Raw genomic sequence first — 22,019 nt, forward strand, 5'->3', positions numbered from 1 at the left:
GTCCCAGTGGAACAATTACACAACAATATCAAGCAACTTATTATTGACGCATTGAACCTAGAAGATTTAACCGTCGACGATATTGAAACCGAAGCGCCGCTGTTTGGTGATGGTCTAGGCTTGGATTCTATTGATGCACTTGAGCTTGGCTTAGCGATTAAAAAGCAATACAACATTGTCATTGATGCTGACGATTCAAATACACGTGAGCACTTTGCTTCAGTAGCTAACCTTGCGAAGTACATTTCTTCTCAAACTTCTTCCCAAGATAATGAATAGTTTTTAGGTATATTCATGACAGATGTAAATAAAGATCAAGTATTTGAACAAGTTAAAGATGCACTGGTAGAACTGTTTGAAATCGACGCTGCGGATATCCAGCCAGAAGCACACCTTTACACCGATCTCGACCTAGACAGCATTGACGCGGTAGACCTTGTGGTTCACCTGCAAAATGTCACTGGTAAGAAAATCAAGCCAGCTGAATTCAGCACCGTTCGTACGGTGGATGACGTGGTAACGGCTGTCGCTGAACTTCTTAAGGAAAGTTAATGCGCCAATTGCTGACTGGTCTGTCTGCAATTGTCCTGTTTGCCTACCCTTTTGCTGTTTACTTCGGCATTGACCGATTTGGCTTAAACCTCGTTGGGGGCTTGTTAATTGCAGCGTTGCTCTTGCGATTATTGGTTGCAAACAAGACCCCGCTGAAAGAATTTAAGTTTCTTGCTTTCACCACTGGCATTGTTGGTATCGTTCTGGTCACCCTTGGGGTTGTATTTAAGCAACACGGGTGGCTAAAGTTCTATCCTGTCGTGGTGAACCTTTGCATGCTTGGGGTGTTCGCCCTCAGCTTAAGACAGCCTCAAACCATCATTGAGCGATTGGCTCGGCTTCAAGAACCAGATTTGCCTGAAAGCGGCGTACTCTACACACGTAAAGTCACTCTGGTGTGGTGCGCATTTTTTATTATGAATGCGGCAACTGCACTGTATACCTGCTTTGAATCCATCGAGATTTGGACGTTATACAACGGCCTGATCAGCTACCTACTTGCAGGCAGTTTATTTGCCGGTGAATGGATAGTGCGCCAATTTGTACGAAAGGAACACTAGATCGTATGAACACCCGTTCTTCTGACTTCTCTTCTATTGCCATGTTAATGCGCGCTCAACGTCCTGAACCATCGGTCGTCGCCTTCGAGTCCGCTCAAGAAAAAACATGGGACGAATTTCAGCGCAGTGTTTCCGCTCTAAAAAGACAACTCGACGCCAATCCATCGCAGCGTATTGCTCTTTGCTTTGCCAATAGCTACCTGTTTGCCATCAGTTTTCTTGCTTGTTGCCATGCCAATAAAGCCATCGTTTTGCCAGGGAACTACCAACCAGAAGCATTAAAAGAACTTGATGAACATTACGACCTCGTCCTTCATGATGCTGACGTTTCGGTACCAGACAGCTTGACCACACGTTGCGTGACGGAAGAAGCAGATAACCGCTCGATGGAGTGGCACTCGCTTAACGCCAGCGCTCTGAGCATCACTTTGTTTACGTCCGGTTCTAGCGGTAAACCTAAAGCCATCGCGAAAACACTTAAACAACTGGATGTCGAAATTGCGATTCTTCAATCCTTATGGGGAGAGAAAATCGCTGGCTGTCAGATTGAAAGTACGGTCTCTCATCAGCATATTTATGGCTTACTTTTCCGTGTGCTTTGGCCACTTTGTGCTGGTCGCGCTTTTGCTACCCACAATCTGGAGTTTCCAGAGCAAATTGTGAATCATGCCACCAGCAATATCGCTTTAATTAGCAGCCCTGCTCTGCTCAAGCGTCTCACCGAGGAGCATAAACCGACGGCATTGCGCTGCGTTTTCTCCTCTGGTGGCCCATTACCGAATGACGCCGCACAACACAGTGCTGAGATTTTTGGTGACTATCCAGTCGAAGTATTTGGTAGTACAGAAACGGGCGGTATTGCTTATCGTCAACAGCTTACTGCGACACAACCTTGGACGCTGTTCCCTGGAGTTGAAGCGGCATTAAACCATGAAAATTGTTTAAAGCTTCGCTCACCGCACATCGATGAAAACGCTTGGTATCAAACCGCAGATGAATGCTATTTCCATGATAGTATTTCTTTCGAATTACGCGGCCGCACAGACCGAATCGTTAAGGTCGAAGAAAAACGTGTGTCTTTGGTTGAAGTAGAAAAACGTTTAGAACAGCTGCCTTGGATTAAGGAAAGTGCTGTTATTCCTATGGAGCAAGCAGGACGATTGTCGCTTTTTGCTGTCATAGTATTGAACGAGCAGGGCCAGCAGACATTAAGTGAACTGGGCAAAGGCAAGTTTTGGCTTGCACTGAGAAAAGCGCTACGTAACTGGTTAGAGCCGATTGCGATACCACGCAAATTCCGAGTGCTGGATGAAGTACCACTTAACAGCCAAGGTAAGCGACAAGTCGCTGAAATAGAAAAACTATTCCAAGAATAATTAAGCATCGAACATGGACAAAAGAAAACCAACGCTCAAGAACATAGACGTGTTAGATCAGACAGCGACCATTGAGATGCTTGTCGACGCTGACATCATGGATTTCCAAGGGCACTTTACGCATTTCCCCCTACTGCCGGGCGTAACTCAAATCGATTGGGCGCTGTTTTATGCCGTCGAATACCTCAATACGCCTGCAGTATTTAAAGGGATGGAAGTGATCAAATTCCAAGAACCTATCCTGCCAGATATGCAGGTTAGCTTATCGCTGTCTTGGGATTCTGAACGTGAAAAGCTGGCGTTCAAATATACTTCTCAATCCGCTGAACAGACGATTGTTCACTCATCTGGCAAAATGAAATTGGGTAGCTAGTGTGAGCGGCGCAAACTCCTATCAACCGTGCTTTCTGATCCCTTGCTATAACCATGGTAGCACCATCGCTGCCGTTGTAGATTCTCTCGCGTCATTTTCCATGCCCATTTTGGTCGTGGATGACGGCAGTGAAGAGGCGACAAAACAAACACTGGATGCGTTAGCAAACGAAGAGAAAATCACCTTAATTCGTCTGACCGAAAACCAAGGTAAAGGCGGAGCGGTGATGGCTGGCATTCAACAAGCCTACGCGGATGGCTTTAGTCACGCGATTCAAATCGACGCCGACGGTCAACATGATCTTGATGCTCTACCTAACCTGCTTCAAGCGTCACAAGATAAGCCAGATAACTTGATTTCAGGTCAACCGATTTACGACGACAGCGTACCAAAATCACGTCTGTATGGCCGATACGCGACCCATATCTGGGTATGGATTGAAACCTTGTCTCTGTCGATTAAAGACAGCATGTGCGGCTTTCGTGCTTATCCTCTCGAAGCAACGGCCAACGTCCTCAAGAAGAATGAGATTGGCAAACGCATGGACTTCGATATCGAGATCCTTGTTCGCATGTATTGGGATGGCACTGATATCGACTTTGTTCCGACTCGGGTGATTTACCCTGAAGGCGGTATTTCCCACTTTGACGCGTTGTGGGACAACGTCAAAATCAGTTGGATGCATACTCGCTTGTTCTTTGGCATGTTGCCACGCATTCCATCTTTGTTAGCTCGAAAACGTCAATCTAAAGACATCGAACAAAAGCACAATCAAAGCGATGCGCATTGGTCGAAACGCAAAGAGCAAGGCACCGTTTTAGGCATCAAGACGCTTCTGGCGATCTACCGTCTGTTTGGCCGCAAAGCGTTCGACTTCATCCTGAAGTTAGTGATGCGCTATTACCACCTTACTGGTAAGTCTTCACGTCAAGCATCTGAGCTTTATCTCAACCAATTACAGACTTACGCGAAACAGCAAAGTTTAGTGTTACCACAGCCACTCGATAGCTATCATCATCTTTTGTCATTTGGCCGCACCATGCTCGATAAGCTGGCCGCGTGGCAAGGTGACTTTGACGTGAGTAATCTCACCATTCATGGTCAGCACCACTTCGAATCAATGGCAGAGAAACAACAAGGTGTGGTCATTCTGGGCTCACACCTAGGCAACATAGAACTGTGCCGCGCACTGGGTCGTCGCCATTCTCATGTCAAAATTAATGCTTTGGTGTTCACCGAACACGCTGAGCAGTTCAATGCAGTCATGAAAGCCGTAAACCCGAGCTCAGAACTCAACGTGATTCAAGTCAGCTCAATGGGGCCAGACACCGCCATTTTGCTACAACAAAAAATTGAGCAAGGTGAATGGGTTGTGATTGTAGGAGATCGCACTTCAACCAGCGTTGAAAGCCGCGTGGTTTGGGCAGACTTTTTAGGTAAATCCGCCCCCTTCCCTCAAGGCCCATTTATGTTGGCCTCGGTACTGAAAGCGCCGGTTTATTTGCTGTTTGGCCTACGAGACGACAATGCCATCACCCCGCACTTCAATGTGTACTTCGAACATTTTAGTGACCAAATCGTCCTACCACGCAAAACGCGCCAAGCAGCGTTAGATACTGTGGTACAGCAATACGCGCAACGATTGGAGCACCATACTCTGCAAGCACCGTTGCAGTGGTATAACTTTTTCAACTTCTGGACTTTAAGTAATCAGCAACATGACAACGAACACTAATCAAAACATTACCTTCGGCGCACAAGCTCTTTCTATCGAAGATGTGGTTGCGATTGCACAAGGCGCAAACGCAAGCATGAATGCGTCACCAGAATTTACGTCCAAGATCGATCGTGGCGTCGCTTTTCTAGAGAAATTGCTGAAAGAAGAAGGCGTCATTTACGGCGTGACCACAGGTTACGGTGACTCGTGTACCGTCGCGATTCCACCAGCATTGGTTGATGAGTTACCGCTGCACTTAACTCGCTTTCATGGTTGTGGCTTGGGTGAAATCCTTTCTCACGAGCAAGCAAGAGCCGTTCTTGCGACGCGTCTGTGTTCATTATCGCAAGGTGTATCGGGTGTTTCTCACGATCTACTTAACCAGATCGTAAACCTAATCAACCATGATGTTGCTCCACGTATTCCGCAAGAAGGCTCCGTAGGCGCAAGCGGTGACCTAACACCGCTTTCTTACCTTGCTGCAGCATTGATTGGTGAACGCGATGTGCTTTACAAAGGTGAAGTACGTCCAACCCAAGAAGTGTTTGCCGAATTAGGTATTAACCCAATTACGCTTAAGCCAAAAGAAGGGTTGGCGCTAATGAATGGCACATCGGTCATGACGGCGCTGGCTTGTATCGCTTATAAACGCGCAGAATATCTTGCGCAGTTGTGTACCAAGATAACGGCAATGGTATCGGTGGGCATGCAAGGGAATGATTTCCACTTTGATGAAGCCTTGTTCGCCGTGAAGCCACACCCAGGCCAACAACAAGTTGCCGCTTGGCTACGTAACGACCTTAAAGCCGAGCGCCCACCACGCAATAGCGACCGCCTTCAAGACCGTTACTCTCTGCGTTGTGCTCCGCATGTGATTGGTATGGTGCAAGATTCTCTGCCTTGGTTACGTCAGTTGATCGAAAACGAACTCAACAGTGCTAACGACAACCCAATCATTGATGGTGACAACGAACGTGTACTGCATGGCGGTCACTTCTATGGCGGCCACATCGCAATGGCCATGGATACCTTAAAAGCGAACATTGCTAACCTTGCTGATTTGTTGGATCGTCAAATGGCACAGCTGATGGATTACAAGTTCAACAACGGCCTTCCGTTTAACCTGACCGGTGCAGAGGGCGAACGTAAACCAATCAACCACGGTTTCAAAGCAGTACAAATCGGCATCTCCGCATGGACAGCAGAGGCGCTGAAACACACCATGCCTGCAAGCGTGTTCTCTCGTTCAACAGAGTGCCACAACCAAGACAAAGTCAGCATGGGCACCATTGCTGCACGCGATTGTATGCGTGTACTGGAACTAACCGAACAAGTTGCAGCTGCGTCATTGCTGGCAAGTGTGCAAGCGGTAGAAATTCGTCGTCGCCATAACGAGCTTGATGAGCATCACATGAGCAGTAACTTGAAGATGATTCGCGATGCGGTACTGGAAGAGTTTGAGTTTGTTGTCGAAGATCGTCCTTTAGAGCATGATCTGCGTAACTTCATTGCTAAAATTCAGCAACGTCAATGGTCGTTGTACGCGGAGGCGTAATGCAAGAACAAGTCCTTTACCCTTTGGAAGCTGAGGTGACGATGATCACCTCATTTCAAGATGCAGATCCAATGGGTGTGATTTATCACGGAAACTTCTTTCGCTATTTTGAAGAAGCACGTCGTGTCCTAATGGAAAAGATTGAATACAGCTACCGCGATATGAATGAGTCTGGCTACATGTGGCCAATCATTGATACGCGAGTGAAGTACGTAAAAGCGATTCCGTTCAATCATGAAATTCGTATTACCGCAAAGCTGACAGAGTGGGAGAACCGCTTGCGCGTCGACTACGTGATCTACGATGCCAACACTGACCAACGTATGTGTAAAGCGCACACGACCCAAGTCGCGGTATCGATTGAGAAACAAGAGATGTGCTTTGCTTCACCTGCCGTATTCATGGACAAAATCGAACAATGGCACAAGCATGGGAGCCTTGCTTAATGCGCAAATGGTTATGCTCTTTATTGATGCTGTTCTCTGTTTCTGCTTGGGCTCAAGTGACTGATTTAGAATCCCTTCAACAGCAGTTATCTCAGAACGAGATAGTACGTGGTGACTTTAAACAAAGCCGCCACCTTGAAATGTTCAATCAACCGCTAACATCAACCGGTAAATTTACGCTCAGTAAATCGCATGGCTTATTGTGGCAACAACAAGTGCCATTTGCTGTGAACTTAGTGCTTACTCAAAACAAGTTGCGTCAAACGTTTGGGGATCAAGTTTCAAAGATCATTACGGCCCAAGAAAACCCAATGGCGTTTTACTTCAGCCATGTGTTTCTTTCGGTATTCCATGGCGATACAGCAGCGCTAAAAGCGCAATTTACGCTTAATTTCTCTGCTCAAGAAAACGGTAAATGGCAACTGGCTCTAACGCCTAAACAAGCGCCCCTCAATGCGGTATTTAAAGTGATTACCCTTTCTGGTGAACAACATATCGACCAATTAATGCTAGAAGAACTGCGTGGTGACAAAACAGAAATCGAGTTCACTCAACAGACTTCACTACCACTGGAAATGACGGATGCTGAAAAGGCTCAATTTGACTTCTAAATTCCGGCTAGGTTCGCACTCACTGGCTTTGGTTTGGTTGGGGATTGTAGTGCTTGCAAGTTCGCTGTTGCTGACGCAATGGCTTGGTAGCGAGCACTCACCAATTGAAACTAACATTCTGAAGCTATTGCCAGAAAATCAGCAAAACCCAACTGCAGAGCAAGCCTTCGACGCGGTTTCTAGCAGCATGAGTGATAAGGTTATTTTTGTTTTGTCGGCACCAGATAAAGCCAAACTTTTTCAGGCTGCAGCAGCATTTGAGCAAGGCTTACAACAAACTCAGCACTTTACTGAAGTTGTCGGCAAAATCTCACCAGACAAGCAAAAAGCATGGGCAAGTTACTATTTCAACCATCGCTTTCAGCAGCTCACTCCTGAACAACGCGTACGATTAACAACAAATCCTCAAGCGCAAGTTCAGCATGTGATTCAATCTCTCTACAATCCCTTTTCTGGCGTGACTGGACAAGAGTTACAAACCGACCCGTTCTTACTCTTCCGTGATTATTTAGGTCAGGTAACTCAACAAACCTCAGCGTTTTATTTAGAAAATGGGTATTTGTTTACCAAGAAGAACGGCCAACCTTATTTGTTGATCACGGCGACATTAGGTGGCTCACCTTACGCATTATCAACCCAATTGGCGGTGCCTGAAATTGACCAATTGGAACACACCATTGCTAACAAATATGGCGTACAAACGGCACATACTGGTGTGCTGTTTTATGCCGACTTTGGAACTCAAAGCGCGAAGTCAGAAATCAGTACCATCGGCGTATTCTCTCTGCTAGGAATTGTGGTGCTGTTTCTTGTCGTCTTCCGTAGTGTAACGCCATTGGCTTTAGCACTATTGTCTATCTCGGTTGGACTTGCCGTCGCACTAGGTATCACGGCATGGATTTTTGGCAGAGTTCACCTGTTTAGCTTGGTTTTTGGCGCGAGTCTGATTGGCGTTTCCATTGACTACGCTTTCCATTATCTAACAGAACGATTAGCCGCTGGTAATCAATGGGACAGCCGCTTGGGGCTGAAACACATCTTTGCTGCAATCACTCTTGGGCTTGTCACCAGTTTGATTGGCTATTTAGGTATGCTGGTCGCGCCTTTTCCTGGGCTGCAGCAGTTGGCTCTGTTCTCATCGATTGGTTTGATTGCTGCCTATGCGACCGTCGTGGCTTGGTATCCGATATTGGCGACACAGCCCTCTCAATCGGCCGCAATTTTACCGGGTAAGCGCTTGCTCTCAGTTTGGTTAAACTTATGGCAGCGCCCTGCTTTCAAATTCGGTTTGCCTGTGTTGTGTTTAGCCATCAGCGGATACTATCTTGCTCAACTCAAATACGATGATGATATTCGCCAACTGCAAGCCATGCCAGCGACGTTAAAGCAACAAGAAGCCTTGATAACACAAGTGAGTGGCATGCAGGCATCACAACAAATGTTGGTCGTTAGTGCTGACTCAGATGAAGCCTTAATGCAGCGCTTGGAAAGCCTTGAGCTGATTTTAGTTAACTGGCAAAAAGAGCGCCTTATCAAAGGTCATCAGAGTTTGGCTCAATACTTAGGTTCGAATCGGCGCCAACAACAAGATTTCAGCTTAATCAGCCACTTGTACCAAACTCAAGGACCAGCATTAGCAGCAGGATTGCAACTGACTAAAGTGCCAGAGTTACAAGCTGAATTTGCACCGATCACCCTAGCACAGTACCTCAGTAACCCGGTATCAGAACCGATTCGCTTTCTGCATTTAGGTGAGATTGAAGGTAAATCAGCCGCCGTGATTACACTGAATGAAGTTAAGAATCTCGGTCTGGTGCAAGCGTTCGCTCAATCACAAGCTGACGTGACTTACCTAAACAAAGCAGAAGAAATTTCTACCCTGTTTGGCGAATACCGAATCAAAATCATGGAGCTATTGCTGGCAGCGACAGCCTTAATTTTTGCAGTATTAGTCAAACGCTACGGCTTTAAACACGCTTGGCGAATCTTGTTACCGTCTGCCATTGCTTGTGCTGGGGGCCTGGCAGCAGCCGTGGCAGCGGGTTCAACGCTCAATCTGTTTAACTTACTTGGCCTGATTTTGATTCTTGGTATTGGTATCGACTACACCTTGTTCTTTGCCGAGAAGGCTCGCAGTCTCAGCACCTTGCTTGCAATTACGTTGTCAGCCATTACCACGGTCTTATCTTTTGGTCTGCTCTCGTTGAGCCAAACGCATGCCATCCATAGCTTTGGTATCACGGTATTAAGCGGTATTTTTATCGCTTGGCTGCTCTCTCCTATCGCCATCATGACGGAAGATAAATCACAATGAAGCTCAGAACGATGAAGCCCATAACGATGAAGATAACCACGATGCTCCGAGTTGCTATTGGCCTCACGCTAAGCATTCTGCTCAGTGCGTGTAGCTTAGTTCCTCAGCAGTCAACACCAACGGTGGAAATAGCCAAAGGCACCCAAGTCTCTCTTCCAGCCCCGAGCGCACTAGGCTACCAGCTCACAGCAAGCCAATTGATCACCGCGACTTGGTCGATTGATGGCAAAGAGAAGCAAGAGCAGTTACCCGTACAACTGCAAGTCAGCGACGCTGATGTGGTCTTGGCTGGTTTTTCCTCATGGGGAACTCGCGTCTTGTCACTGCAATACGATGGCACGCAAATCAATACTGAAATTTTAAACGGGCTACAAGGCACCTTACCGGAGCCAGAGCAGGTACTATTCAATCTAATGATCACGCTGTGGCCGAGTTCCGCTTGGGAAGCGCCGCTAAATAAGGTAAGGTGGCGAATGATTGATGATGGATATTCCCGAACCGTATTTGATAGCGACGGTGAAAAGATCATAGAGATTCGCTATGCAAACGCTGACAAGTTAAAAGGTCAGATTGATTTTCACCACCTCAAACATGGGTTTTCAATCTCCATTCAAACACTGCAATATCAATTAAATTAGAACGACCTTAGTAAATCTATATGCCAACTCGCTCTCCTCAACCTTTGTATATTCAGGCCTGTGGTTTTCATTCCGCATTGGGCAAAGATGAAAACGTTATTCATCGGTGCCTAGCTGGAATCCAACCATCTAACATGGCCATTGATGCGGATATTCTGAACTCTGGCCGCCAAACAGTGATTGGCCGAGTGGCAGAGTCGTTACCAGAGATGCCGCCTGAGTTAGTCCCATTTGATACTCGTAACAATCGTCTGGCACTATCTGCTCTTCGTCAAATTGAAGGGCCTGTGCGCGACGCCATAGAACAGTATGGCGCAGAACGTGTTGCCGTTGTTATCGGTAGTAGCACGTCAGGCATCACCGATGGCGAGGTGGCATTTGCAGAAAAACTCTCCGAAGGAGACTTCCCTGCAAGCTACCACTATCGCAAGCAAGAACTTGGCAATTGCAGTGACTTTGTCGCCGCTTATTTTGGTTTAACCGGACCGTGTTATGCAGTTTCCACAGCTTGCTCTTCGAGTGGCCGCGTATTTATTACTGCTCAACGCCTGATTCGAGCCGGGCTTGTAGATGCGGTGATTGTCGGTGGTGTCGATACGATTTGTCGCCTAACACTTAACGGCTTCAACGGATTAGAAGCTCTTTCAGAACAGCACTGCGCACCTTTCAGTGCTGACCGTAATGGCATCAACATTGGCGAATCGGCTTCTATCATGTTGCTAAGTACATCTCCAACCAAAGTGGCCTTACTTGGCACCGGTGACAGCTCTGACGCGCATCATATCTCCGCCCCTCACCCTGAAGGTGTTGGCGCAGAACAAGCGATGATGAAGGCACTCGAAAACGCGGGCTTATCACCAAGTGACATTGGTTACATCAACGCCCATGGCACAGCAACACCACTGAATGATTCGATGGAAAGCAAAGCCATCCATCGTTGCTTTGGCGATGCAGTCCCTGTCAGCTCAACCAAACCGTTAACAGGTCACACGTTGGGTGCAGCCAGCGCCACAGAAGCGGCCATTGCGTGGCATATTTTAAATTACGACCTCGACCTTCCGATTCAGTCTTGTGAAAATAAAGCCGAAGACATCGAGATTTCGTTGGTAGAAACAGCAACGAAACTGAATGGTAAGGCCATTTTAAGCAACTCTTTTGCTTTTGGTGGTAATAACGTTAGTCTCATTTTTGGTTACGCTCATGACTAAACTTCCCCCTATTGAACAACTGCTTCCGCACGATAAACCGATGATTCTGGTTGATCGTGCTTTAGACGTTCAGCTAGACACCATTCATTGCCAAGTTGATATCGGTGACCACAATCCATTCTTCAACCAAGAAAGCCTCTCGGTGCCTGCTTATGTCGGTATCGAGTTCATGGCTCAATCTGTCGCCGCTTGGTCCGGCTATCACGCGCTTACTCAAGGTGAAGAGCCGCCCATCGGTTTTTTGCTTGGCAGCCGACGCTACGTGGCAGATTGCGATGCGTTTATGCAGGGGCAAATACTCGACGTATACGCAGAAAAAATGATGGAAGACAATGGTATGGCAGTATTTTCGGCTCGAATTGAGTGGCAAGAAAATACCATTGCGACCTGCCAACTGAACGTTTACGTCCCATCAGAAGAAAAATTAAAAGAAATGAAAATCAGGAGTCAACAATGACCCGACAAGTCCTCGTAACAGGTGCTAGTAAAGGCATCGGTAAAGCCATCGCCGTTCAACTTGCGAAAGACGGTTTTGACATCGTCGTGCATTACATGGGCGATCAACAAGGCGCACAAGATACTTTAGATACTATTCAACAAAATGGTGGCAACGGCCGCCTAATTCAGTTTGATATCAGTAACCGTGAAGAATGCCGCAACAAGCTAGACGCGGACATTGCCGAGCATGGCGCGTACTACGGCGTAGTTAACAATGCTGGGATTACTCGCGACACCGCCTTCCCTGCAATGACAGAAGAAGAGTGGGACGGTGTGATTCATACTAACCTAGATAGCTTCTACAATGTGCTGCACCCTTGTGTGATGCCAATGGTACAAAAACGCAAAGGCGGCCGCATTGTAACGCTAGCTTCGGTATCTGGCTTGATGGGCAACCGCGGCCAAACCAACTACAGCGCAGCAAAAGCAGGCGTGATTGGTGCAACTAAGTCATTGGCTCTTGAGCTAGCAAAACGCAAGATCACCGTAAACTGCGTGGCGCCCGGTCTTATCGATACTGGCATGGTTGACGAGCACGTAAAAGAGCACGCGATGCCACAAATCCCTCTGCGCCGCATGGGTGAACCAGAGGAGGTCGCTGGCCTTGTGAGTTACTTAATGTCAGACATCGCGGGCTACGTGACTCGCCAAGTCATTTCAGTAAACGGAGGCTTAGTATGAGTCGTCGAGTCGTTGTAACAGGTATGTCCGGCGTTACTGCTTTTGGTAACGATTGGTCTGCAGTAGAACCTAAACTACGCGATTGTCAAAACGCCACTCAATACATGCCCTCTTACGAGCAATATGATGGTTTGAATACCAAACTGGCAGCTCCAGTCATGGATTTTGAACTGCCTAAGCACTACAAGCGCAAACAAGTTCGCGGCATGGGTCGTGTTTCTAAACTGGCTACCGTAGCCACCGAAAACGCATTAGACCAAGCTGGCTTAATTGGCAACGAAGTGCTGACAAACGGCCAAACTGGCATTGCTTACGGCTCTTCAACAGGCAGTACCGATGCGATTGGTGCCTTTGGCGTCATGCTTAACGAGAAAACCACCAAAGCCATCACTGCAACCACCTACGTACAAATGATGCCGCACACGACTGCAGTTAACGTTGGGCTGTTCTTCGGCTTACGTGGTCGAGTGATTCCGACCAGCAGCGCCTGCACTTCTGGCAGTCAAGCGATTGGTTACGCCTACGAAGCTATCAAACACGGCTACCAAACCGTTATGGTTGCAGGTGGCGCTGAAGAGCTTTGTCCGACAGAATCGGCTGTCTTCGATACCCTTTTTGCGACCAGTCTAAAAAATGAAGAGCCGAAAAGCACACCGAGGCCTTATGACACTGACCGCGACGGCCTAGTGATCGGTGAAGGTGCGGGTACGTTGGTTTTAGAAGAATACGAACACGCCGTTGCACGTGGTGCGACAATCTATGCAGAGATTATCGGCTTTGCAAGTAACTGCGATGCGGCACACGTGACGCAACCTCAAATGGAAACCATGCAGATCTGTATGGAAATGGCGTTACAGAATGCAGGTATTCCTGCGGATAAAATCGATTATGTTTCGGCTCACGGAACGGCAACCGACCGAGGAGATATCGCAGAAAGTAACGCGACTGCCAATGCACTCGGTAAGGTGCCAATCAGTTCTTTAAAGAGCTACTTTGGCCATACTCTAGGCGCTTGCGGCGCTATCGAAGCCTGGTTAAGTCTTGAGATGATGCATACAGGTTGGTTTAGCCCGACCCTCAACTTAGATAATCTCGATCCACAATGTGGTGATCTCGATTACTTATCCGGTCAAGGCCGTGAACTGAAAGTGGAATACTTAATGAGCAACAACTTCGCGTTCGGTGGCATCAACACTTCGATCATTTTTAAGAAGATTTAACCCGTTAAAAAAGCGCTAGTAGAGACTAGCGCTTTTTTATTAAATTGGCTAAAACGACAAAGCCCCGATAACTCGAGGAGTTATCGGGGCTTTTGAATAAATGGCACGCCCTATAGGATTCGAACCTATGACCACATCCTTAGAAGGGACGTGCTCTATCCAGCTGAGCTAAGGGCGCGCTACAGGGACAGGATTATACGAGTTCAAGCGCTTAAATCAACGTGTTTTCATAACATTCTGATCTGAATGCCTAAAAAAAGGGCATTGAAACGAGAAATGTTCAAAAACACCACAAAGCAAACGTTTGCGTATAGATGTTAAATAGATTTTCTGCGACAATGCGCCGTAAATAATTTCCCTTCTCAATTTAAAAGGAAAGTCATGACTGCTCAAAATATAGATGGAACTCTCATTTCCCAAACTGTTCGATCCGAAGTTGCAGCACGAGTGAAAGCTCGCGTTGGAGCGGGCCTACGTGCACCAGGTCTTGCAGTTGTTCTAGTTGGTGAAGATCCAGCTTCTCAAGTTTACGTTGGCAGCAAACGCCGTGCGTGCGAAGAAGTTGGCTTTGTCTCTAAGTCTTTTGACCTTCCTGCGACTACGTCGGAAGAAGAGTTGCTATCTCTCATTGACGAGTTGAACAATGATGCAGAAATCGACGGTATTCTTGTTCAGTTGCCACTTCCTGCTGGCATCGATGCAACGCATGTTCTTGAACGTATTCACCCAGAGAAAGACGTGGATGGCTTCCACCCATATAACGTGGGTCGTCTAGCGCAGCGTATTCCTAAGCTTCGCTCTTGCACGCCAAAAGGCATCATTACTCTTCTTGATCGTTACAACATCGAACTACGCGGCAAGCACGCGGTTGTGGTTGGCGCATCAAACATCGTTGGTCGTCCTATGACACTTGAGCTGCTACTTGCAGGCTGTACAACGACAACTTGTCACCGCTTTACGAAAGATCTAGAAGGCCACGTTCGCCAAGCTGATCTTGTTGTGGTTGCGGTTGGTAAGCCAAACTTCATTCCCGGCGAGTGGATTAAGAAAGGAGCAGTTGTGGTCGATGTGGGCATCAACCGTCTTGAATCTGGCAAGCTAGTCGGCGACGTGGAATACGATAAAGCACGTGAGAACGCGAGCTTTATTACTCCTGTACCGGGCGGCGTAGGTCCTATGACGGTAGCAAGCCTAATTGAGAACACGATGCTCGCTTGCGAGCAGTTCCATACGAAGAAATAAAAAATTACCGATACTGAAAGGGCTCCGAAAGGAGCCCTTTCAGTTTGGAGTAATAACCCCCTCTAACTCCCCCTTAAAAATGGGGAGGACTGGACTGAGCTAGCTACTCGTTTGTTAACTTATTCAAATGCAGCTACCGGATTTAGTTTGGAGTAACAACCCCTCTAACTCCCCCTTAAAAATGGGGAGGACCTGACTGAGATCGCTATTCGTTCGCTAACTTATTCAAATGCAGCAACCGGATTTAGTTTGGAGTAACAACCCCCCTCTAACTCCCCCTTGAAAATGGGGAGGACTGGACTGAGCTAGCTACTCGTTTGTTAACTTATTCAAATGCAGCGACCAGATTTAGTTCGGAGTAACAACCCCCTCTAACTCCCCCTTGAAAATGGGGAGGACTGGACTGAGCTAGCTACTCGTTTGTTAACTTATTCAAATGCAGCAATCGGATTTAGTTTGGAGTAACAACCCTCTCTAACTCCCCCTTGAAAATGGGGAGGACTGGACTGAGCTAGCTACTCGTTTGTTAACTTATTCAAATGCAGCTACCGGATTTAGTTCGGAGTAATAATCCCCTCTAACTCCCCCTTGAAAATGGGGAGGACCTGACTGAGATCGCTATTCGTTCGCTAACTTATTCAAATGCAGCTACCGGATTTAGTTCGGAGTAATAATCCCCTCTAGATCCCCCCTGAAAATGGGGAGGACTGGACTGAGCTAGCTACTCGTTTGTTAACTTATTCAAATGCAGCTACCGGATTTAGTTCGGAGTAATAATCCCCTCTAGATCCCCCCTGAAAATGGGGAGGACTGGATCGCTCTAACAGATGCAATCAAAGCAAACATTATATGAATTCTCGATTATCGCTTCACACTAAGCGCACTCCGCTCTAGTCCCCTCCCCTTTTTAAGGGGAGGGTTAGGGAGGGGTTGAGAACGCAAAGGAAGCACAAGTGCAACAACGAACGTTTAACTTGAAGTATCAAAAGAAAATCAGAAGCCAGCTACGCTCGAATATGCCAAAACCTGAAGAAGTACTTTGGCAAAAAATTAGACGAAAACAACTCGGTGTAAAGTTTCGTAGGCAACACGGTATTGGTCGCTACATCGTTGACTTCTATTGTGCAGAATTGAGTCTCGTAATAGAAATTGATGGCGATAGCCATTTCTCTACCGAGGGAAAAGAGAAAGATACAAAGAGGGATGCATTCATAGAAGCGTTGGGGATTAAGGTTCTGCGATTTACCAACGAAGAAGTGATGAAGCAAACCGAGTCTGTTTTGGAAAGGATTATTCAATTTAGTTCGGAGTAATAACCCCCTCTAGCTCCCCCTTAAAAATGGGGAGGACCTGACTGAGATCGCTATTCGTTCACTAACTTATTCAAATGCAGCGACCGGATTTAGTTCGGAGCAGCAACCCCCTCTAACTCCCCCTTAAAAATAGGGAGGACCGGAAAGAGATCGATTCAACTAATGCAATCGCTACAGACATTATATTAACTGTCGATTGGCGCTCCATACTCAGCGCACTCAGGTCTAGTCCCCTCCCCTTTTTAAGGGGAGGGTTAGGGAGGGGTTCTGTTACAAACTCAAAATCACGCCAGCGATTGATGCACTCATCAAGTTCGCCATTACACCTGCTGCGATTGCGCGGAAGCCGTATTTCGAGATGAATGAACGCTTCTCTGGTACGAGTGAGCCTAGACCACCAATCAGCATCGCCATGGTTGAGATGTTTGCGAAACCACACAGTGCGAAGGTTACGATAGCTTGTGAGTGTGCGCTTAGCTGAGACTTCACTTCCATCAGTTGGATGAAGGCTACGAACTCGTTTACCACGATCTTATTACCGATCAGAGAACCGGCCACGATAGCTTCGTTCCAAGGAATACCTAGCAACCATGCGATTGGTGCGAATAGGTAACCAAGCACTAGCTCGAAGCTCAATTCCATACCGAACAGACCGCCGAACCAGCCCAGAATGCCATTTAGCATCGCGATAACACTCACAAACGCCAATAGCGTTGCACCTACCGCTACAGCGATACGTAGACCAGACATTGCGCCGTCTGCCATTGCTTCAACCACGTTGGTTGCTCGTGGAATTTCTACTTGGTCTAGGTCGATATCTGGAGTTGTGGTGTCTGTCTCTGGCATCATGATTTTTGCCATCAGAAGACCTGCAGGCGCAGACATGAATGCCGCCGCGATTAGGAAGTTCAGATCCACACCCAGTGATGCGTAACCTACTAGTGTGCCACCAGCAACCGATGCCAAACCACCAGTCATTACTGCGAAGAACTGAGAGTCCGTCATGTGCTTAAGATATGGCTTAACGACTAGTGGAGCTTCAATCATGCCCACAAAGATGTTCGCTGTAGCAGACAGTGATTCTGCTCGGCCAGTACCTAACAAGCGCTGTAGGCCACCACCGATTAGGTTGATCACTTTAGGCATCAGACCGATGTGGTACAAACCAGAAATCAGTGCCGAGAAGAAGATGATGATGCCAAGTACGTTAATCGCGAAGGTAAAGCCACCTGTTGCTAGGTTGCCAAATAGGAACACGATGCCCTCTTGACCGTAGTTGATCAGATTAGAAACCGCGCCAGTTACTGCGTTAAGCGCTTCTTTACCCGCTGGTACATACAATACCAAAAGCGCGAAGATAACTTGCAGAGCAAAAGCCAAAGACACCGTTCGTAGACGAATGTTCTTACGGTTAGTCGAAAGCAGCCATGCTACGAATAGGATGGCTACGATACCAAGAATTGAGTTCATAAAATGAATCCGACAAAGGGGGAACAAGAAAGGCGTCGGATTGTATAGAGCATAATAAATGCTGCAAGTTGGAGATGTTAACAGGCTGAATAAGTCAGCTGCTTGCAATTTAATCAGTCAAATAACCCATTGAATTAAATGAAGATAAACGTTTGCCTAAAATCATTATTTCCAAATGGAAAAGATGTTTCTGAATTTGGAAAAATTTTGCGATTCAAATCACCTTATGTACTCACTACTTAGGAATCGAGAGATAAGGAGCTAATCGCTGATCCCAATGGCAAGGCGATCCGATCTTCTGTTTGATGAAATCGATCACTGCAGAGATCTTTTTCGGCATATGCTGACGACTTGGGTACACCGCATAAAACGGCATAGATTGGCTGGCTCTCCAATCTGGTAGAAGCTGAATCAGTTTACCTGAGCGGAATTCATCCCCTAGCAAGTAAGTGGCTAAGTAAGCAATCCCCCACCCTGCGATCGCAGCATCACGTACCGCTTCTGCCAAATCGACTGAGTAGTTGCCAGAGACTTTCACGTTGAGCTCTTGCTCGCGATTGGTGAACGCCCAACTGGTGTAGTCACGCTCCCAACTGCGGTAGATAAGACAGTTGTGTTGCGACAAGTCATTCGGTTCGGTTGGTGTATCGTACTTGAGTAAGTAATCCGGCGATGCCGCAACCACGAATTGGCAATCTGCTAAGCGCTGAGCAATGTAACCTTCTGGCAAATGTTCATTATTGGTGATCCACAAATCCAAGCCTTCTTCGAGCATATCGACTTTGTAATCGAACAAATGCACTTCCACTTGCAGTTGCGGGTATTTCTCACGAAGTTCTTGAATGGCAGGAATGATGTGCAGCGTACCAAAAGACTGCGACAAACCAAGGCGAACCAAACCGGCGACTTCATCGCGTTGGCTTTCCATCTCTAACGTGGCACTGCTAACGGCTTGCACCACTTGCTCACAATGGTGATAGAAGGTTTTCCCGGCTTCGGTTGGCGTAAAGCTTCGCGTGGTACGTTGCACAAGCTTGATACCCAGTGAAGCTTCCAATTGGCTAAGCTGTTTACTGACGTGAGAAACAGACACACCAAGGCTCTTTGCCGCAGCGGTAAAATTCTTATGTTTGATCAACGCCGAGAAGATCACCATTTGTGCAGCACGTTCAGATAACACGCAAACCTCGTTTAAAATAGAGAAAACAAAGGGCCCCGAAGAGCCCTTTTTATTCGTTTATACATTCAACCTAGAATGTGATGCGGTCAGCTAAATGACTTACCGCCAGTGCGAAGTAGTAAGAGCGGTTCCACTTCATCAGCACATTGTAGTTGTTGTACACCAAGTAAGTACGGCCGTTCTCATCGTCTGGCATGATCAGCCAAGCTTTAATGTCTTCGTCCAGCTTAGGAAGTGGGCTGCCATCGTATTTGGTGATACCAAGCTTGCTCCACTCTTGAAGGTACTTACCTTTTTCTGCTTCGCGACCTTGCAGGTTGTGGTCAATGCCGTGTGGCACTTTAACCTGACGACCCCAAGTGAACTTATCATCCCAGCCAGATTTGCTTAGGTAGTTCGCAGTAGAAGCAAACACGTCTGCTTCTGATTGCCAGATGTCCTTCTTACCATCGCCGTTACCATCTGCGGCAAAGCGCAGGAATGAGCTTGGCATAAACTGACATTGACCCATCGCGCCAGCCCAAGAACCTTTGAAGTTCTCTAGCTCGATATGACCTTCATCTAGGATTTGTAGCGCCGCCATGGTTTCTTTACGGAAGAACTCTTCACGACGACCTTCAAACGCCATGGTCGACAACGCGTCGATCACGCGGAAGTTACCGGTGAACTTACCGAAGTTACTTTCCACGCCCCAAAGTGCAACGATAAAGCGCGGCTGTACACCAAACTCATCGCCAATGCGTTTTAGTTCAGCGTAGTGTTCTTTATACAGTTGCTTCGCTTGCTTGACCTTCCACTCAGGAACCGCACGCGGAATGTATTCGTCTAACGTCAGTTTCTTCTCTGGCTGGTTACGGTCTGCTTTTACTGCACGTGGTTTGTATTCCACATCAGAAAAAGCGGCACTGATCACCTGCTCAGAAATACCTTTATCACGCGCTTCTGCACGCAATTTATTTAGGTATTCATCAAAGCCGTCGCTGCTTGCAAAGGCTGAAGTACACATACCAACGCTGAGCATGGCTGCCAGTAATTTTTTCATATCGCCCTCCTTTATGAGCGAGGCAGAATTCCCAGATGAAAAGTCGCGAGTTTATTCGCCTTTCTGCTGGGCTTTTTGTTCTTTGTATTTATCGAGTAGGTTTTCCGGCGGAGGCGGAACCTGTAGGAAGAAACCGTCATTAATTAATGAAGCTTTCACTTTCTCGACATCAACTTGTGCCAAAGTACGGCCATCAAGTTTGATTGTCATCACCGGCATAGGCTTACCGAACATTTGCATAAGCATGTCAGGAACCTGTGAGAAATCATCCTTTTTCGGAATATAGAGATAAGTGCCTTCTTTTTTAGAACTTTTATAAATAGAACAAAGCATGACGAGCCTTTTGTGCTGATTTACCCGCTTTGAGTGCGGATTTTGTTGAAAACGTAAAATTCTCGCAAACTTGATTGCAAATTTGAGATTAATTCACTTATTTGCTCGCTTGAGAACTTGCTGCGCTAAAGGATGAAATATAACATGACAGACCTAGTTTAAGGCAACGCTCTTTCAATAAAGGCAAGAAGTCCACGATGACCCATTCACCTGACCTTAAAGGTAGCAGTTTTACATTGTCAGTTTTACACCTTTCTGACAAAGAGATCGCTACGACTGTCGAATTTTTGCAAGAAAAGGTTTCTCAAGCGCCTTCTTTCTTCGCATCCGCACCTCTGGTTATCAATATAGCAAAAGTAGAAGGTGATATTGATTTCCTCGCACTTAAACAAGGCATCGCTGACGCAGGGTTTATTCCGGTTGGTGTGACTGGCTGTAAAGATAAACGCGTTCAAAACCTTGCTTCAGAAGCGGGCTTCGCCATCATGTCTGCGAGCAAATCTCCAACTCAAGCACCAGCCAAAATGGCTCCAACGAAGATCGTGCGCACGCCAGTTCGTTCTGGCCAGCAGATTTACGCCAAAGATGGTGACTTGGTTGTACTGGCACACGTAAGCGCTGGTGCAGAAGTGATTGCTGATGGCTCTATTCACATTCATGGCACCCTACGCGGACGTGCTATTGCTGGGGCGAGCGGCCAACAAGAAGCACGAATTATTTGTCACGATTTACAAGCTGAACTGGTTTCCATTGCAGGAGATTACTGGTTGAGCGATCAAATTGAGAGTGAGTATTGGCAAAAGAAAGTAATGATCAGTAAAGCCGAAGAATCATTACATCTAGAAACACTCACGATTTAGTCTAAAAAGGAAATAAAATGGCACGCATTATTGTAGTAACGTCTGGCAAAGGTGGCGTTGGTAAAACCACTTCAAGCGCAGCCATCGCCTCGGGTCTGGCTCTAAAGGGTAAAAAGACTGCGGTGATCGATTTTGATATCGGCTTGCGTAACCTCGATCTTATCATGGGCTGTGAACGCCGCGTGGTGTATGACTTTGTTAACGTCATCAACGGCGAAGCAACGCTTAACCAAGCGATGATCAAAGACAAGCGCACAGATAACCTATTCATTCTTCCAGCTTCTCAAACACGTGATAAAGACGCGCTAACGAAAGATGGCGTACAACGTGTGTTCACTGAGTTGGATGAGATGGGCTTCGACTTCATCATCTGTGACTCGCCAGCAGGTATCGAGCAAGGTGCTCTGATGGCGCTGTACTACGCAGATGAAGCGATCGTAACGACGAACCCGGAAGTATCTTCGGTACGTGACTCCGACCGTATCCTAGGTATTTTGGATTCGAAGTCGCTACGCGCAGAGCAAGGTCTTGAGCCAGTTAAGCAGCACCTACTGTTGACACGTTACAACCCTTCTCGCGTAACACAGGGTGAGATGCTAAGCGTGGAAGACGTGGAAGAGATCCTACACATTTCTCTATTGGGTGTGATTCCAGAGAGCCAAGCGGTACTGAATGCATCAAACAAAGGCGTACCTGTGATCTTTGACGAGAACACCGACGCAGGTATGGCTTACTCTGATACGGTAGACCGCCTACTGGGCAATCAGGTTGAATTTCGTTTCCTTACTGAGGAGAAGAAAGGACTCTTTAAACGACTATTCGGAGGCTAG

At 47.0% G+C, this 22,019-nt stretch carries 23 protein-coding genes and 1 tRNA gene; 19 read left to right on the top strand and 5 right to left on the bottom strand.

What is annotated here, in order from left to right:
- Positions 1-6 precede the first annotated feature (6 nt).
- Genes ATB76_RS15565 through ATB76_RS15635 form a run of 15 tightly spaced genes read left to right on the top strand, consistent with a single transcriptional unit; the run spans position 7 to position 13,749 of the window.
- Positions 7-279, top strand: a complete 273-nt coding sequence (locus ATB76_RS15565) for a phosphopantetheine-binding protein (protein ID WP_038865613.1) — start codon at positions 7-9, stop codon at positions 277-279.
- A gap of 15 nt (positions 280-294) precedes the next feature.
- A complete protein-coding gene (locus ATB76_RS15570; RefSeq protein WP_038865615.1) occupies positions 295-552 on the top strand; it encodes an acyl carrier protein in 258 nt (85 codons plus the stop codon).
- Positions 552-1,112 (top strand): septation protein IspZ, encoded by a 561-nt coding sequence (locus tag ATB76_RS15575; RefSeq protein ID WP_038865617.1) that lies wholly within the window; start codon positions 552-554, stop codon positions 1,110-1,112. Before ATB76_RS15570 ends, ATB76_RS15575 begins: the two co-directional genes overlap by 1 nt.
- 5 nt (positions 1,113-1,117) lie before the next feature.
- Positions 1,118-2,488: an AMP-binding protein gene (locus tag ATB76_RS15580; protein WP_061035646.1), complete on the top strand. Its 1,371-nt coding sequence runs from the start codon at positions 1,118-1,120 to the stop codon at positions 2,486-2,488.
- A 13-nt stretch (positions 2,489-2,501) separates the two neighbouring features.
- Positions 2,502-2,861, top strand: a complete 360-nt coding sequence (locus tag ATB76_RS15585; protein WP_038879329.1) for a 3-hydroxyacyl-ACP dehydratase — start codon at positions 2,502-2,504, stop codon at positions 2,859-2,861.
- A 1-nt stretch (position 2,862) separates the two neighbouring features.
- On the top strand, positions 2,863-4,596 hold the full coding sequence (locus ATB76_RS15590; RefSeq protein WP_061035647.1) for a glycosyltransferase family 2 protein: 1,734 nt from the start codon (positions 2,863-2,865) through the stop codon (positions 4,594-4,596).
- A complete protein-coding gene (locus ATB76_RS15595) occupies positions 4,580-6,133 on the top strand; it encodes an aromatic amino acid ammonia-lyase (protein ID WP_039975609.1) in 1,554 nt (517 codons plus the stop codon). Before ATB76_RS15590 ends, ATB76_RS15595 begins: the two co-directional genes overlap by 17 nt.
- Entirely contained in the window at positions 6,133-6,579 is a 447-nt protein-coding gene (locus ATB76_RS15600) for an acyl-CoA thioesterase (protein ID WP_038879318.1), read from the top strand. Before ATB76_RS15595 ends, ATB76_RS15600 begins: the two co-directional genes overlap by 1 nt.
- On the top strand, positions 6,579-7,190 hold the full coding sequence (locus tag ATB76_RS15605; protein WP_038865630.1) for an outer membrane lipoprotein carrier protein LolA: 612 nt from the start codon (positions 6,579-6,581) through the stop codon (positions 7,188-7,190). Before ATB76_RS15600 ends, ATB76_RS15605 begins: the two co-directional genes overlap by 1 nt.
- Positions 7,162-9,504 carry an MMPL family transporter gene (locus ATB76_RS15610; RefSeq protein WP_061035648.1) on the top strand — a complete coding sequence of 781 codons (2,343 nt, stop codon included), beginning with the start codon at positions 7,162-7,164 and terminating at the stop codon, positions 9,502-9,504. Before ATB76_RS15605 ends, ATB76_RS15610 begins: the two co-directional genes overlap by 29 nt.
- A 26-nt stretch (positions 9,505-9,530) precedes the next feature.
- On the top strand, positions 9,531-10,142 hold the full coding sequence (locus tag ATB76_RS15615; RefSeq protein WP_061035662.1) for a DUF3261 domain-containing protein: 612 nt from the start codon (positions 9,531-9,533) through the stop codon (positions 10,140-10,142).
- Between the two features lie 20 nt (positions 10,143-10,162).
- A complete protein-coding gene (locus tag ATB76_RS15620; protein ID WP_061035649.1) occupies positions 10,163-11,350 on the top strand; it encodes a beta-ketoacyl-[acyl-carrier-protein] synthase family protein in 1,188 nt (395 codons plus the stop codon).
- Positions 11,343-11,807, top strand: a complete 465-nt coding sequence (locus ATB76_RS15625) for a hotdog family protein (protein WP_061035650.1) — start codon at positions 11,343-11,345, stop codon at positions 11,805-11,807. Before ATB76_RS15620 ends, ATB76_RS15625 begins: the two co-directional genes overlap by 8 nt.
- On the top strand, positions 11,804-12,529 hold the full coding sequence (locus ATB76_RS15630) for a 3-ketoacyl-ACP reductase FabG2 (RefSeq protein WP_061035651.1): 726 nt from the start codon (positions 11,804-11,806) through the stop codon (positions 12,527-12,529). Before ATB76_RS15625 ends, ATB76_RS15630 begins: the two co-directional genes overlap by 4 nt.
- Positions 12,526-13,749: a beta-ketoacyl-ACP synthase gene (locus tag ATB76_RS15635; protein WP_061035652.1), complete on the top strand. Its 1,224-nt coding sequence runs from the start codon at positions 12,526-12,528 to the stop codon at positions 13,747-13,749. Before ATB76_RS15630 ends, ATB76_RS15635 begins: the two co-directional genes overlap by 4 nt.
- 101 nt (positions 13,750-13,850) lie before the next feature.
- On the opposite strand, the gene ATB76_RS15640 is transcribed toward ATB76_RS15635, so the two are convergent.
- Positions 13,851-13,927: transfer RNA gene (locus ATB76_RS15640), tRNA-Arg, on the bottom strand.
- A 203-nt stretch (positions 13,928-14,130) separates the two neighbouring features.
- On the opposite strand from ATB76_RS15640, the gene folD reads away from it, so the two are divergent.
- Together folD and ATB76_RS15650 are read left to right on the top strand one after the other, a co-directional pair.
- Positions 14,131-14,991 (top strand): bifunctional methylenetetrahydrofolate dehydrogenase/methenyltetrahydrofolate cyclohydrolase FolD, encoded by an 861-nt coding sequence (gene folD, locus ATB76_RS15645; protein WP_039975596.1) that lies wholly within the window; start codon positions 14,131-14,133, stop codon positions 14,989-14,991.
- Between the two features lie 1,016 nt (positions 14,992-16,007).
- The gene (locus tag ATB76_RS15650; RefSeq protein WP_042606119.1) at positions 16,008-16,304 is read left to right on the top strand and encodes an endonuclease domain-containing protein; all 297 of its coding nucleotides are present in this window, start codon (positions 16,008-16,010) and stop codon (positions 16,302-16,304) included.
- A gap of 270 nt (positions 16,305-16,574) precedes the next feature.
- On the opposite strand, the gene ATB76_RS15655 is transcribed toward ATB76_RS15650, so the two are convergent.
- From ATB76_RS15655 to ATB76_RS15670, 4 genes are all read right to left on the bottom strand, one after another.
- Entirely contained in the window at positions 16,575-17,774 is a 1,200-nt protein-coding gene (locus tag ATB76_RS15655) for a NupC/NupG family nucleoside CNT transporter (protein ID WP_061035653.1), read from the bottom strand.
- A 235-nt stretch (positions 17,775-18,009) separates the two neighbouring features.
- Entirely contained in the window at positions 18,010-18,954 is a 945-nt protein-coding gene (locus ATB76_RS15660) for a LysR family transcriptional regulator (RefSeq protein ID WP_061035654.1), read from the bottom strand.
- 70 nt (positions 18,955-19,024) lie between these two features.
- Positions 19,025-19,996, bottom strand: a complete 972-nt coding sequence (locus tag ATB76_RS15665) for a lytic murein transglycosylase (RefSeq protein ID WP_038865648.1) — start codon at positions 19,994-19,996, stop codon at positions 19,025-19,027.
- A 51-nt stretch (positions 19,997-20,047) separates the two neighbouring features.
- A complete protein-coding gene (locus tag ATB76_RS15670) occupies positions 20,048-20,329 on the bottom strand; it encodes a YcgL domain-containing protein (RefSeq protein WP_038865650.1) in 282 nt (93 codons plus the stop codon).
- A 197-nt stretch (positions 20,330-20,526) separates the two neighbouring features.
- Here ATB76_RS15670 and minC point away from each other — a divergent pair, with 197 nt between their 5' ends.
- Positions 20,527-21,189, top strand: coding sequence for a septum site-determining protein MinC (gene minC, locus ATB76_RS15675; protein ID WP_054756979.1), 663 nt, complete (start codon positions 20,527-20,529; stop codon positions 21,187-21,189).
- A 17-nt stretch (positions 21,190-21,206) separates the two neighbouring features.
- The gene (minD, locus tag ATB76_RS15680) at positions 21,207-22,019 is read left to right on the top strand and encodes a septum site-determining protein MinD (protein ID WP_005437688.1); all 813 of its coding nucleotides are present in this window, start codon (positions 21,207-21,209) and stop codon (positions 22,017-22,019) included.

It is taken from the genome of Vibrio sp. MOR3, assembly GCF_001557775.1.
Lineage (GTDB): Bacteria > Pseudomonadota > Gammaproteobacteria > Enterobacterales > Vibrionaceae > Vibrio > Vibrio jasicida.